Raw genomic sequence first — 13,917 nt, 5'->3', positions numbered from 1 at the left:
AAGCAGCCCGCTGCCTTAATCATTGGTTGAACGGTGATACCAACAACCTGGCTGATTACAGCCAAACCATGCGACAACGTTGGGGAGACTCCATGGCCTGGGGCAAGAGGATTGCCCAGGTGTTTTATCGATTCCCCAAGGTGGGATATCAGCTTGGGATCAAAAGGCCAACAGCTCCACAACGGATTGCTCAGATCCTTTCTGGAGAGATGGGATATGGCGACATTGCCCAGCGTGTAATTAAAAGGTTGCTATTGCAGTGTTAATTACCTAAAAGAATAACGAGTTGCCGAACGAAGTTCGATAACTAGCATTCAAGTATTTCTAATACAAAATAAATTTCAATGTGAGCAGTGAAGCGCTCTCGAGTGATTACAAAGTACGAAAACTGACAAGCCAAATGCAACGTCAATCACTTCTTCACCAAACCAATTATTACCAAGGAAGAATCTCCCCATTGGCATGCCAAAAAGTGCCTGAGTTTTCCAAATTGAGATTGTCAATACGGGCCAACAAGCCATCAACCGATTCTTCTGGAGTGATGCCTTGATCAGTGAATCCTGTCATGCGGGTACGCACAAGCCCTGGATGAAGAAGCGCCACGGCAATGCCTTGAGATTTAAGGTCGATGGCTAATGACTTTCCTGCCATACACAAAGCCACCTTCGACATCCTGTAGCCATAAGACCCCCCGGAACTGTTGTCATCGATCGAGCCCATTCGGCTAGTCATCAAAATGACTTTTGCGCCAGGAAGCAGATGATCCATAAGAGCATGTGTGACACGTAATGGCCCAATGGCGTTGACCTCGAACTGACGACGAAGGCTCTCGGGATCAAAATTTTTCAAAGTCGTGCTTTCCAAAATGCCGGCATTGTGGATAAGCACATCGATCGGCAAGCTGCGAAGCCGTTGCTTCAAGCGCGCAATCGATCCATCTGAAGTGATCTCGACCCCGGCCTCAATACGCACGCCTAAGCCTTCCAATTGCTGCGAAGGCTTACGGCATGCAGCCACAACCACGTCACCACGAGCCTGAAGCTGACGACAATATTCATAGCCAATGCCGCGATTCGTTCCTGTGATCAGATAGGTCGCCAAGAGCAGAGAAAGCAGAAGCCTATTTAGAAAATAACTTTATAGCGAGAGGGGATCTTTGCACGCATGCCAGTTGGATTGGATGGATTGTCAACCCTGATCTCTCTCATGCTCTGATCAAACGATGCCGATCTTTCGATCAGAGTATTAGTCCTTTCTAGATGGCAGAAAAAGACTCTCTCCCTATTCAACTCAGGCAAAGTAAGATATTTTTCAACGCTATAAGGAATGATGATAAACACTCATCCCCTTATTAACTTATTAAGCAAGACTTCAAGCGGTTGTTAGTGCCAACGCAGCACCCAGCCCGGAACGAACGTCTTCCTGGAGAAGTCGACCATCATGATCATGATCTAAAGCGTCAAATACCGCATCACTACCGAGCCATTCTTCTCTAGTAATACAACCATCACCATCGAGATCATTGAGCATAAAAATCTCCTGAACAACATGGCAGAAGGCAGCACCTCCCTCCAAAACAGCCAATCGATGCGCCAACTGAGCCTCAAGAGTTTCAATCGCCTTGCTAAAGCCGCCAATCCCTTCATCCAACTTCTCAAAAGCCATGCGATCAGCCCTCATCATTGACTCAAAGCTCTCCTTATCGACATTGATCTGAGACTCTGCAGCAACAGGATTGGCCGCATCCAACTTACGCATCAGCGGAGCCTCTGTACTACGCAGCTGATCCAAAAGCTTTGGTGAGATGGTCAACAAATCACATCCAGCCAATTCAATAATTTCGTCAAGATTGCGGAAACTCGCACCCATGATCTCAGTCTTGTAATCATAGGTTTTGAAGTAATTAAAGATCTTGGTCACCGAGATCACACCAGGATCTTCTGGACCTGCATAAGAATCCCGACCAGTAGATGCTTTGTACCAATCAAGGATTCGCCCAACAAAAGGAGAGATTAAAGTGACTCCTGCTTCTGCACAAGCGACAGCCTGAGAAAAGCCAAATAGCAGAGTTAAGTTGCAATGAATTCCATCCTTCTCCAAAACCTCAGCTGCTTTTATACCCTCCCAAGTAGAAGCTATCTTGATCAAAACGCGATCATTAGTAATGCCAGCGTCGTTATATAGGCCAATCAGTTTGTGAGCCTTAGCGATTGTGGCTTCAGTATTGAAACTGAGGCGAGCATCCACTTCCGTAGAAACACGGCCAGGAACAATCTTGAGAATTTCCTTTCCAAAAATTACACAAATCTCATCGAGAGCCTCATGGACCACCTCCTCCACAGCTGCAGAGTTGCCCAATAACTGACGGGAGGAATGAAGAGCCTCATCGATCAAACTCTGATAAGCAGGAATCTGAGCCGCCGCAAGGATCAATGAAGGGTTGGTCGTGGCATCCCTGGGGGTGAACTTTCTAATGGCGTCCAAATCACCGGTATCCGCCACGACCACGGTCATGGTGGAAAGCTGCTCAAGGAGTGTGGCCATAAAGCAGAACGTCTCGCAAGATCTTTAAGCTAGCGGCGTTTTTTTTGCTGACAGCCCAGGTTCAGAACTCACCATCGAAGCTTTGCCAAGACTTAGCCTTTGGCCGGCTGAGAATGAGTCTGCTCAGTGCTAGGTGGAATTTTTTCAAGCACCAGCAAAGCATCAATGATCTGCTTCGCCACAGGCACCGCCACCGTGGACCCATAAGCATTGCCCCCCTGGGGTTCATCCACGACGACCACCACCACATAGCGAGGATTATCAACCGGCAGATGGGCAACAAAGCTGCAAATCTTTGCTCCTGACAAATAGACCCCATTCAGTGCTTTCTGAGCAGTGCCGGTCTTGCCACCAATGCGATAACCAGGTGTTTTCGCCCCTTTCCCACTCCCTTTCTCTACAACCGATTCCATCCAGTCCCGCACAATCCTGGTGACATCTGGGCGCAGTAGCTGATGTCCAGATGTTGCGGCGGCGCGTGGAGCCAACGCTTCTCCCGCCCGCAATCCCCTGGTGATGTGGGGACTCACCAGGCGGCCACCATTGGCAATCAAGGCATGCAACTGAGCCAGCTTCAGTGGCGTGAGCGACAGTCCCTGTCCAAATGCCGCCGTGGCCGGCTCAATTGGCTGAGACACGAACTGCTCCTTCGTCTTTAACTGACCTGCAATAGCCCCCGGCAGATCGGTATCGGGCTTGACATCAAGTCCTAGCCGTCGCAACCAATCCCAGTAAAGCGAGGGTTTGAGCTGACGCATGATCTTCACCATGCCGACGTTGCTAGAAACTTGCAGCACCGTGGCGTAATCGATCACGCCATGGCTTTGACGGTCATGGTTGGAAATAGGCCATCCACCGATCTTCAGTGATCCGTTGTCGTTCACCATTCCCCCTGGCTGAATCACACCTTCCTGAAGAGCAAGGGCAAGGTTGATCGGCTTGAAGGTAGAACCAGGTTCATAAAGGTCCTGAACGGACCACTCGCGAAAGAGAGAGGGCGAATATTGCCAATACTTGTTCGGGTCATATGTGGGTGTGGACGCCAGCGCCAGCAACTCTCCATTGGTGACATCAATCACGATGGCCACTCCCTTCTTGGCCTTCCACTCTTTGACCTGGGCCACAAGTGCCTGCCCCGCCAGCTCCTGCAAACGAGCATCCAAAGTGAGCTGCAGGCTTAGATGATCGCCATAAAACACTCCCGGAGCCAGGTCGTCAGGAAGGGGGGTGCCATCCGCTCCTCGGCGCAGGCTGCGAACCTGTTCATGACGCAACAAATCCTCGTGACGACTTTGTTCCAATCCCGCCTGTGGGACGCGATCCAAATTAAGAAAGCCCACCACGTTGGCAAACAGAGAGCCCTGCGGATAAAGCCGCTGTGGATAAGCCTCAAGATCTAAACCACTGATACCAAGGTTGCGGATTTCATTGACGATGTCCTGATCCAATCCTTCAGCAAGCTTGACACCAGAAGGACGGTCACCAAATCGCTGCACCAATTCGGCAACAGGAATCGCCAACACCCCGGAGAGCTTGCGAGCAACATCCAGTGGCTTACGAATCAAACCGGGATCATCCCCGGGGAAATTAAAATAACGAGGATGAGCCCAAACCCGAAAGCGTTCCTCATCGAGAGCCACCAGCCGTCCATTGCGGTCCACAATTGAACGCCGTGTCCCAATCGGTTGGGTTCGCTGGGTCTGCAAAGCCCTTGCACGGGCTTCAAGTTCCGGTGCTTGCAGAACCTGCAGCCAAGCCATCCGGCCCACAAGTCCAACCAGCCCAAAGCAGAGGATGGCAAACACCCATCGCATCCGATGAGCAGGAACTGATTCCAACGCAATCACGCCCTGGGCACGCCTCCTGGAGCTTCGTGAGCGACGAGCCGTTGAGGCAGGCATCAGTAGCCGTGATTAATGGGTTGGCCCATCAATTGGCTAAGCAGTTGCGACTCTCCAGAATCAACAACACCAGACGGATTAGTAGAGCGTTCGAGGTAAAGAAGGTTGGCAACCTTTGTAGGAACCATCGACTGAGGCAATCTGGTTTCAACCAACAAGTGACGCTCAATCATCGCGGTTGAATCCGTAAGACGATGAGCCAATGAGCGAGTGGTCTCCAGCCGGTTGAAAGCAATGGTCCAACGATGCTGCCAATGAAGTGTGAGAGCGGACATCAATGCCGCAGCAACCAAAACACCGATCAATGCACCATCAGCAGCCCGATGCAGTCCTGCAAGGACAGGCGACTGGCGAGCCACCTTCCTTGAAGACAAGGATCCCTGAATCAGCTCAAGTGTGCGAACAGAACGTGCCCGCGAAACACCACGGTTAGCCGTTACCGAACGCTGTTGGAGTGCGGCGACCACCGAACAAGACACTGTAATAAATCAGTGAACCACCCTCAATAGGCCTCCGCAAGGCTAATTCGCTGATAAGCACATGCTGATTGAAGAGTTCAGTTATCCACCAAGCAGCAAAAGATTGATGAAAGTAACCCCATTCCAGAGGGAATGCATCAGCACGCAAGGCAAAAGACGACCTGAACTAAGCCTTAATAGACCGAGTCCCAAGCCCAACACAAACAGCGGAGGTAATTCACCAACACTCAGGTGAGCCACACCAAACACCAACGCGCTGGTTAACACACCCCATAGCGGACCAAAAGATTTCGCCAATACAGGCAGAAGCGCACCACGAAAAACCAACTCCTCAAATAGAGGCGCCAGAATGACAGCGGTGGTGGCTAGCAACATCAAGGCCAATGGATCCTTGCTGCGCAGTACCAGTTCCAATAAGGGGTTACTTCCCCCTTGATCCCCCAACAGCAATCCCATCAGCCATCCAGTCAGTAGAACCAACGGCATCACCATCAACCAGCCTCGACCTGCCTGCAGCAACGCTGAACCCCAAGGCTGCAGACGCCACTGCAACCATCCATCAACGGGCCGATCAGTTGCCTTCAGACTGCGCAGCTGCTGACGCAAAATCAACAATGGCGGTAGTGCCAAAGCTCCATAGCCAATCACCACTGTCACCGCTTTGCTCAAGGGGCTGACCATCCCCCTAGTCATCAAGGCACTCAGCGGAGCCACGAAACCGGGAGCAATCACCTCACCCAAGACCACAAATCCACAGGCAATCAGGAGCACCATGTCCGTTAAGGAAAGTGGTAAGGCCTGAAGCGGTGGCCAGGGAGCAACGGACTTGCGGAACAACATCCAAAGATGACGCAACAAAAGCCCACTACCGGCAAGCAGAGCCGCCGCTGGTAACACCACGCTCAAGACCAGCCTCAAAGCCATGCTCGATGCGACACGCGGATTCACGCAGTCATCGCTATCCCCGCCAAGAGCAAAGCAACCAACCTGCTGAAGCAAAGGGTCCCCGCTTAATGATCCAAGCGCCTCACGATCAGCAAGTGAAAGCCCCCCTTCTTCCCTACTGGCCAGCAGCGCCTGCTGTAGAGGAATCAGTGACGGTGACTGCACTGAAGAAGCCAGGAGCTCACGACGTTCTGCCCCTGAAGATTGGAGTCCGGCGAGCAGCAGCCTCTGGCGGTCATTCATCTGACTGAGAGGGATCTCACCTAGAGCTTCTTGCAAAGCCAATGTTGGATCTTCACCCACCAGCAGAGGCCTAATGGCTGCAGGGACGGCCTGATCAGCAAGCAAAGCCATCTCCTGTTGCTGCATGGAGATGGATGGGGTCACTGACGGCCTGCTGAGGCTGTCTTGCAACCCCACAAACCAAATCAAAACTGCGAACATCAGTGATAGAAAAGCCAGTCCGACTTTCCAAAGCGGCTCACGGGTGTATCGCCTGATCAGGCTGAACAGGGGATAAAAGCTCAACGACCAGGTATCAATTGAAGCTGATTCTCGCTGGCCGCAGCACAGCGCGCTGGCAGCTGTTCAACACGCCCTCAAGGGCATCGCCGAAGACCATCCCATACTGCGCTGGCAGGGGGCCCCATACGATGGCCGCGTCCAAACATCTTTGCCGGTGCCCCTGCGTCTTCTCCTCGTCCGTCATGGTCTGAGCAGCTTCAACCGCGAGCGACGGATTCAGGGTCGCAGTGATCTTTCCACGCTCACCTCGGAAGGCCAAGAACAGGCCCGTCAAACTGGACAAGCCCTGAAAGAAATCCAAATCAATGCTGTTTACAGCTCCCCTCTGAAGCGTGCCGCATCCACGACAACAAACCTATTAGCAAGCAAAGGCAGTGATCTCAGGCCTTACTTCGATGATGGGCTACTGGAAATCGACCTGGCTCCATGGAGTGGTCTCTGCAGCGATGAGGTAAAGAGCACGTTCCCAGATGCCTATCGCACCTGGAAGCAACAACCACAGGAATTGGTTCTAAAGCGAGAAGACGGCAATCCCTATAAACCCATTGGCGAGCTGATGGAACAGGCTCGTGAATTCCTACGCAAACTCATTCAACGTCACCCACTTGAGGGTGACGAAACAGTTCTGGTGGTTTCGCACAATTGCATCCTGCGCTGCTTAATCCTTGTTCTACTTGGTGAGCCAGACCAAGGCTTGCGACGACTGCGCCTCGATAACGCCTCCCTCTCGGTGTTCAACCTGATACCCCTCTCAGAGCAATCCCATCAAGCACAAATCGAATGCCTAAACAGCACCGTTCACTTGCATCAGCAACTACCCAGCAAAGGAAAGGGTCCGAGACTGATCCTTGTGCGCCATGGTGAAACCGACTGGAACCAACAAGGCCGGTTCCAAGGCCAAATCGACATCCCGCTGAATAAAAATGGCTTCGCGCAAGCCGCCGCCGCCGGAGCATTCCTAAGCGATGTGTTGATCGATCAGGCCTACAGCAGTTCGATGACCAGGCCAAGACAAACGGCGGAAGCCATCCTCAAGCACCATCCAGATGTCCAACTCGAAGTCACCCAGGGGCTGGTGGAAATCGGCCATGGCCTTTGGGAAGGGAAGCTGGAATCAGACATTGAAGCCGGCTGGCCTGAACTGCTGGATGCCTGGAAACAAGCTCCGCAGACGGTGCAGATGCCCGAAGGCGAAACCATCCAGGATGTATGGGAGCGTTCCGTGGCCTGCTGGAACAAGATCGCCAACAGCCTGGCTCCAGAAGCAACAGCGCTCGTGGTGGCTCATGACGCTGTCAACAAAACGATTCTCTGCCATCTACTCGGAATGACCCCGGCTGATATCTGGGCAGTCAAACAAGGGAATGGAGGTGTCACGGTGGTCGACATCGCTACAGATCCCGGCCAACCTGCAGTGGTGACCTCCCTCAACCTCACCTCTCACCTTGGTGGTGTGCTCGATCGCACAGCTGCTGGGGCGCTCTAACGTGATGCCCGAGGCACAACTTCTAGACCCCATAAGGATCCTGCACGGGTCGGATCAACCTGTCGTTGAAGATGCGGTGCTGATCAGAGACAGCCATCTGATCGCCTTTGGAGCGAAGGCACGTAAACAGGCTCAACAGCTCGGACTGCCCCCCAAATCAGCCAGCCAACAACTACTCGCCCCCTGTCTTGTAGACCCCCATTCCATCCTTGAAGCTCCAATCAGTGGTCATTGCGAAACCCTTGCAAGCCTGAGACATGCTGCTGCTGCTGCAGGTTATGGCCAACTAGCTCTGCTACCCCGCAGTTCCTCCTGGCGTGATCGTCCCGAAAGATTGCAGGGATTTTTAAATCCAAATAGCGATGTCGACATTCATTTATGGGGCAGCTTTAGCAGAGATGGTGCAGGCAGCGAACTATCCCCCCACGCAGATTTACTGCAACACGGTGCCGTAGGACTGGCAAACGACGATCTAATCGTGCCGATCGCTCTCCTACAACGGGGGCTGGTGCTAGGCGAAATGGGATCAGCCCCAGTGTTAATCGCCCCCAGAGATGAAAAAATTCAAGGTGGCGGGATGGTGCGCGAAGGCGTTGAAACACTACGAGCGGGCTGGGCACCTGACCCCTTTGCCAGCGAAACCCTCCCCCTGGGACAACTTCTCGAACTTCATCGGCAGCACCCTGAACGTTCCCTAAGACTGATGAACCTGGCCACTGCCCCTGGAGTAGCCATCTTGGGGTCCTGTCCCTCCCGGCCTATGGCCAGCGTGTGCTGGTGGCATCTGGTCACTGACCAAAGCAAACTTGATCCCACAGAACTCGGATGGAGGGTCATCCCATCTCTTGGTAGTCCTCGGGATCGAGCAGCCTTGATCAAGGCCCTCGCCAATGGCACCCTCACGGCCGTGGCTGTCCATGCCATACCCCTTGATGAGGAAGATACCCAACTGCCTCCAAATCAGCTTGAGCCTGGCCTAGCAGGCCATCAACTCGTGCTGCCTTCGCTTTGGCAAGAGCTTGTGGTCAAAGCTGGTTGGTCTGTAGAGCAGCTTTGGCATGCTCTGAGTTTTGGGCCGTCAAAAATGCTCAACCTGCCGGAGGAACGCTTGACCGTTGGCAGCCGACGCTGGCTGATGTTCGACCCAGATCAGCTCTGGATTCAAGATCGGCATAGTGATCATGCCCCCAAAGCCGCTAATCAACCCTGGCAGGGCTGCCAACTGCAAGGCCGTGTCGTGGCATGTGGACTCAGGGAATGAGTGAGCCGAAACGATCAAAAGGCCAAAAACGCCATAAAGCACGCCCGAGGATCTCTTCCTCAGGCAGAAATCCCCAAATTCGTCCATCAGTGCTATTGCTTCGGTTATCTCCCAACACCAAGACATGATCGCTGGGAACTGTCGCGATCAGGGAATTGCAACGTCCCATTCCCCTGTCGTTCACAGGGCAATACTGGGTTACATAGGGCTCCTTCAGCCTCTGTCCATTCACGCTCACTTCTCCCCTGGGATTCACAGAAACCTGGTCTCCACCCACGGCGACAACACGCTTAATCCAAGCATCACAACTGGAATTGGTTAGTCCCATCCAGTTCATAAAAGGAAGGTTCACCACAAAGCAAGGAAGGGACATCTGACCACTCTTCAAATTCAACGCAGAATTAAAGGAATAAGGCGTGTTAAACACCACGATCTCCCCACGACGTGGAGATCGACTGCGAAGGCTGACTTTCTCAACCAGCAAACGATCCTGGACTTGCAGCCCTGGGATCATCGATTCAGAGGGAATGTATCTCGCCTCAGCGACGTAATAACGAATGCCGAAAAACAGACCCAAAGTGAAGAAGACTGGTCCCCAGAAATCCCAAAATGGATGAGGGTTAGAGGTTGATGCTCCCTGGGGAGCAGAGGCCTTATCGTTTGTGGGATGGTCCTGCTGCTGCGCGTCAGACAACTCAGCCCTGTTATGAATTCGATGATTAACGATAAGGCCAGCCTGTCCGGCCCCTTAGCGTGATCAAAGCAACCTCAGCCCATGGTGCGTCCCCGCTGGCAAGGGTTGAAACCCTCCCCCTCGCGTAAGTTCTGGCAGCGCTGGGATCAGGTTTTGGCGCTGATCGCCGCAACCAACTTGAGTTGGATCCTCTTCGACGTTACCTACATTCCGCTACGCAATTTCTGGTTACACCGCAATCTCTATCCCCTGCCCTCAACATCGTTGATGGTGCCGTTGCCATGGTTACCGGACGTGACGCCTTTCTATGACGTTGTTAAAGGCATCAAACCGCATAGAGATACCCAACTTTATATCAAACGTTTCAGCGAACTCGATCAAACCGCAGCAAGGCAAGGAATCAATAGCCCTGCTTCAGATCAGCTACGACTTGATCAAGTCGAGCTCACGATTCAACTGATCGATGAGAATCCGTTCGTCAGCTCTGGCAACGTCGGCACCCTTGAAAAACTAAAAAACCTACTGCGTGCAAGGGCTGGGATGGATTCCTCCAAGCAGGCAGCCGCCCATCTCTTGGACAACAAATACCTAAGCAACCTTGATTGGCAGCAAGAAAGACTGTTCTGGACGGAGAAGATTCTTCCCCTTATCGCCACAAACTATTGGCGATCGATCAATGAAAACGGGCAGCCTGTTGACCATGCCTGGCGCCTCGACACTCCCTTCCAACTTCTCTTTCTCCTCGACATCCTTTTAAGAGCTAAGCGTCTGAAGCGTCGCTTCCCCGGTATTAGCTGGCGAGAGGCCCTGCTTCGACGCTGGATCGACCTGCCTCTACTGCTGCCATTTTGGAGACTATTGCGGGTAGTGCCCGTTACCGAGCGCCTATCCAGCGCTGGTCTCATTCAGCTGGAACCTTTGCGCGCTGTCATCAGCAGGGGAGTCGTAGCCCTATTAGCCCTGGAGCTGTTTGAAGTTCTCACCTTACGCATCGTGGATGCGATGCAAGAAATCATTCGCTCACCACATCTGCCGCAACGAATCCGCAGTCTTTGTAGTCATCAATCAGTGGACAAGAACGAAGAACGTGAACTGGCCGAATTGCTTCGGCTCTGGCTACCGCTGATCCTCAGTGAAGTAGGGCCAAGCATGCGCCCCCAACTTTTGGCACTCTTTAGTCACGCCTTGCAGCGAAGTATGGATGGCGTCATCGTGCCCGCTCCACTCAAAGGGCTTGCGGTCATTGAAAAGGCCGAATCGGAACTAAGCCGACAGCTCGCAGCCGGGATGATCGATACATTTCTGCAGCTCTCTCGCAATGCCGGCGACCAACTTGGCCGCAAAGATATGGTGCTAGAGCAACTAGGAGTCGATACTATTGATCGCTTCTGGGAAGAGCTCGCTCGCACCCTGGAGCAGGGACCCGTTCTCGAACGTAGTCAAGAACTAATGGTGGCCTTCCTTGAAGAGTTCAAGCGCTCCAGCTTCCGCCAACTCAGAGAACAAGGTGGGGTTAATGAATTGATCAGTGAGCTCGATGGTCTTAACTTCAGCGAGGCGGAAACGACAAGCTAAAAGCAATAATCTAGCAACAAAATAACAGGCCAAGATACCATCCAAGCTGCTATCAGAAGACTTTCAAAGGCAACGAGAGCCTGAAAGGCTCAAGCAAAAAGGAAACTAAATGGCGAAAGAGATAACCTGCTATAAAGATTATAATTATCTCCGCATTTAATGATACGATGCAACCCCTCAGCGACTTTAATCTCTTTACTATTTGGCCTTGAGACGGATCTGCTTGATTGAACTTCTTTGGAAGATCTTGCTGTTTCATCTAGGAAATATCCAACACAAATCATCTCCTCCCACCAGTATAAATATATAACAAGCCCTATTTCTTTGCAGACTGGTGTCACCTTGCAGGCAAAGTAGATAAATATTCAGACAAGGCCATTATGTTCGTACAAAGGGGTGACTCATTGCCCGTCATACAACTGCTATGGCCATAGTAGTTAGTAGCCACCCCAAAAACAAATCCTATACAAATAAGCCTTTAGTTGCTTTACTACTAGCTTTTACATATTCAGAATAGCAAGAATCGAATATCCATCGCTCGTGGTCTCTTTGGTTCATTTTCCTTTAGCAGCCCTACTGAAAATTTATAGCATCAAAACAACATTTATTTTCGCTGAAAACAACTCCTGTCTCTGAGGAATTACTCTTCAACGCAGCAACGCCTCAGCCCAGACCTCCGGCTTGAAGCCCACCAAAACAGTGCCATTTTCAGTGATCAGGAAGGGACGTTTAATCAACTTGCCATCGGATGCAAGTGCATCGAGCGCCTCCGCATCGCTCATGGCCTTGACTGCAGCCGCGCCAAGGGCGCGATAACTTACACCACTTGTGTTGAAGAGAAGTTTGCGACTTGCTAACTGCTTACTAGCCCCACTAAGAATCTCTCTATTAGGAGGTGTCTCAACGATGTCGAAAAGATCATGAGCAATCTGATGCTCCTGCAGCCAAGCCAAGGCCTTCCGACAAGTAGCACAGCGCGAATAGCTATAAATCCTTATTGAGTTGAGCATGATTTAACTTTCCAGCAAAGAATGAACGAGTTCATTCAAGCCATTAGGGTTCATAGTCACTTTTCAAGCTTAACCTGCGCAGCTTTGGTGCAGGTCTCCAACAGAGGCGCAACAGCTTCTGAATCTCTCCAGCCACCGATATCAACAACTCGCCCCTCAAGATTTTTGTAAGTGCGGAAGAATTCAGCCACATCCTCCAGCTGACTGGCTGAAATCTGCCGAATGCTGCTGATCGACCGTTGACGGGGATCAGCAACGGGAACACACAGCAACTTGCCGTCATAAGCCCCGGAATCATGCATATCAAGCACCCCGATTGGTCGTGCCCTAATCAGACAGCCAGCAAATGTGGGCTCCTCCATGATCACCATTGCATCAAGAGGTGCACCATCCTCCGCAAGGGTGTTGGGAATGAAGCCGTAATCAAACGGGTAGCGAACCGAGGAATGAAGAACCCTATCGAGGGCCATCACACCGGCCTCATCGAAATATTCGTACTTGTTCCGGCTTCCCGCCGGAATCTCCACCAACAGGTTGACCAACCCGGGTGAAGGAGATGGGAGTAGAGAGCTGAGATCCATCTTTCTCCAAGGCTGTGGGAACCATGCTTTCCCTCCCCGCAGACCGATCTGTCAAAACTGCCGCGAGGGGCACTCCAACGGTTGCGATGGCAATAGTCAAACCCAGCAACGCAATCGAAGGCGCACTCAAACTGAAAGGATCTTCAGGATCTGGTCCAATGAGACCAGAATCATGACGTGATCTAGACGGCCCCTCACCCTTAGAAGAGGGGCTTGAAACTGAGGCTGGGTCAGGGTCCATGCAGGGGTGGTTTAGAACGACCCGGTGTAGGGGATAGCATCAGCCACCTTCATCGGGGTGATTTCTGGGTCTGGACAAAGCCATTGCCGGAAACCGCTACAAAATATTCTGTCACCGAAAGAGACGTTATGCAGCAGGACGATCCTGCCTCTCTCTATGGGCGGCCAAATCTGACGGTGCATCATTCAATCCATCAAGCTGTGACCTAATCGCACGCAGCTCCTCCAGGATTGATCCAAGAACCTGTTGCGTTGCTGTTGAGGGGGAATTAAGAACCTCAACAGTGACCTCTTTGATCCTTAAGACATCCTTTGCGAAACGAGCGACTTCATTTGGATGAAAAAGAAGGGGATCTTTCTGATCGCTTCGATACTCAGGATTGAGCTTGCGAGGATTAAACGAAGGGTTGAGGTTGCGAGGATCTGTATTGGTGTAGCGATACACCGAAGCCCTTGAACGATTCAAAGACTTCTGAACGTCATCGATACCAACAAGCGCATCAGATTGAGCCATCACAGCATTAATATCTTTGCTTAAATCGGAAGAAGGGCTGGGCAGAGGAGAATCAGAATTGACCGAGCCATCAGACATGAGATCGACTAACCGCTTCTTGATGTTGCGCGACGTTAGCAGGTGAGACTCATCTCGCACAGGTTGATTCGGCGCCTTAAGACA

At 51.9% G+C, this 13,917-nt stretch carries 14 protein-coding genes and 1 pseudogene; 4 read left to right on the top strand and 11 right to left on the bottom strand.

The window, feature by feature from the left end:
* Positions 1–266: pseudogene (locus EV12_RS08900) on the top strand (dehydrogenase); the annotation flags it as partial.
* A gap of 169 nt (positions 267–435) precedes the next feature.
* On the opposite strand, the gene EV12_RS08895 reads toward EV12_RS08900, so the two are convergent.
* The 6 genes from EV12_RS08895 to EV12_RS14845 form a co-directional block, all read right to left on the bottom strand.
* Positions 436–1,101, bottom strand: a complete 666-nt coding sequence (locus tag EV12_RS08895) for an SDR family oxidoreductase (RefSeq protein WP_036914680.1) — start codon at positions 1,099–1,101, stop codon at positions 436–438.
* 270 nt (positions 1,102–1,371) lie between these two features.
* Positions 1,372–2,544, bottom strand: a complete 1,173-nt coding sequence (locus EV12_RS08890) for a transaldolase (protein WP_036914678.1) — start codon at positions 2,542–2,544, stop codon at positions 1,372–1,374.
* A gap of 92 nt (positions 2,545–2,636) precedes the next feature.
* Positions 2,637–4,445, bottom strand: coding sequence for a peptidoglycan D,D-transpeptidase FtsI family protein (locus EV12_RS08885; RefSeq protein ID WP_036914676.1), 1,809 nt, complete (start codon positions 4,443–4,445; stop codon positions 2,637–2,639).
* Complete coding sequence (locus tag EV12_RS08880) at positions 4,445–4,912, bottom strand: hypothetical protein (protein ID WP_036914674.1); 468 nt, start codon at positions 4,910–4,912, stop codon at positions 4,445–4,447. Before EV12_RS08880 ends, EV12_RS08885 begins: the two co-directional genes overlap by 1 nt.
* 93 nt (positions 4,913–5,005) lie before the next feature.
* Entirely contained in the window at positions 5,006–6,397 is a 1,392-nt protein-coding gene (locus EV12_RS08875) for a CPBP family intramembrane glutamic endopeptidase (RefSeq protein WP_241466575.1), read from the bottom strand.
* 10 nt (positions 6,398–6,407) lie between these two features.
* Positions 6,408–6,536 carry a hypothetical protein gene (locus EV12_RS14845; protein ID WP_255327650.1) on the bottom strand — a complete coding sequence of 43 codons (129 nt, stop codon included), beginning with the start codon at positions 6,534–6,536 and terminating at the stop codon, positions 6,408–6,410.
* 12 nt (positions 6,537–6,548) lie between these two features.
* Here EV12_RS14845 and EV12_RS08870 point away from each other — a divergent pair, with 12 nt between their 5' ends.
* Together EV12_RS08870 and EV12_RS08865 are read left to right on the top strand one after the other, a co-directional pair.
* Positions 6,549–7,880: a histidine phosphatase family protein gene (locus EV12_RS08870; RefSeq protein ID WP_036914672.1), complete on the top strand. Its 1,332-nt coding sequence runs from the start codon at positions 6,549–6,551 to the stop codon at positions 7,878–7,880.
* Positions 7,881–7,884: 4 nt separating this feature from the next.
* Positions 7,885–9,141 (top strand): dihydroorotase, encoded by a 1,257-nt coding sequence (locus EV12_RS08865; protein WP_036914687.1) that lies wholly within the window; start codon positions 7,885–7,887, stop codon positions 9,139–9,141.
* On the opposite strand, the gene lepB is transcribed toward EV12_RS08865, so the two are convergent.
* Positions 9,131–9,835: a signal peptidase I gene (gene lepB, locus EV12_RS08860; RefSeq protein WP_036914670.1), complete on the bottom strand. Its 705-nt coding sequence runs from the start codon at positions 9,833–9,835 to the stop codon at positions 9,131–9,133. The genes EV12_RS08865 and lepB overlap by 11 nt on opposite strands.
* A gap of 81 nt (positions 9,836–9,916) precedes the next feature.
* On the opposite strand from lepB, the gene EV12_RS08855 reads away from it, so the two are divergent.
* On the top strand, positions 9,917–11,410 hold the full coding sequence (locus EV12_RS08855; protein ID WP_036914668.1) for a hypothetical protein: 1,494 nt from the start codon (positions 9,917–9,919) through the stop codon (positions 11,408–11,410).
* Positions 11,411–12,057: 647 nt separating this feature from the next.
* On the opposite strand, the gene EV12_RS08845 is transcribed toward EV12_RS08855, so the two are convergent.
* From EV12_RS08845 to EV12_RS08835, 4 genes are all read right to left on the bottom strand, one after another.
* Positions 12,058–12,420 carry an arsenate reductase family protein gene (locus EV12_RS08845; RefSeq protein ID WP_036914665.1) on the bottom strand — a complete coding sequence of 121 codons (363 nt, stop codon included), beginning with the start codon at positions 12,418–12,420 and terminating at the stop codon, positions 12,058–12,060.
* A gap of 56 nt (positions 12,421–12,476) precedes the next feature.
* Positions 12,477–13,001: an inorganic diphosphatase gene (locus EV12_RS08840; protein WP_036914663.1), complete on the bottom strand. Its 525-nt coding sequence runs from the start codon at positions 12,999–13,001 to the stop codon at positions 12,477–12,479.
* Complete coding sequence (locus EV12_RS14220) at positions 12,901–13,242, bottom strand: hypothetical protein (RefSeq protein ID WP_152562372.1); 342 nt, start codon at positions 13,240–13,242, stop codon at positions 12,901–12,903. The genes EV12_RS08840 and EV12_RS14220 overlap by 101 nt, the downstream gene beginning before the upstream one ends.
* A 126-nt stretch (positions 13,243–13,368) precedes the next feature.
* Positions 13,369–13,833: a hypothetical protein gene (locus EV12_RS08835; protein ID WP_011825410.1), complete on the bottom strand. Its 465-nt coding sequence runs from the start codon at positions 13,831–13,833 to the stop codon at positions 13,369–13,371.
* Positions 13,834–13,917 lie beyond the last annotated feature (84 nt).

Origin of the sequence: Prochlorococcus sp. MIT 0701, from assembly GCF_000760295.1 — a bacterium.
GTDB lineage: Bacteria > Cyanobacteriota > Cyanobacteriia > PCC-6307 > Cyanobiaceae > Prochlorococcus.
The sequence above is the reverse complement of the archived record's forward strand: the minus strand, read 5'-3'. Positions and strand labels throughout refer to the sequence as shown.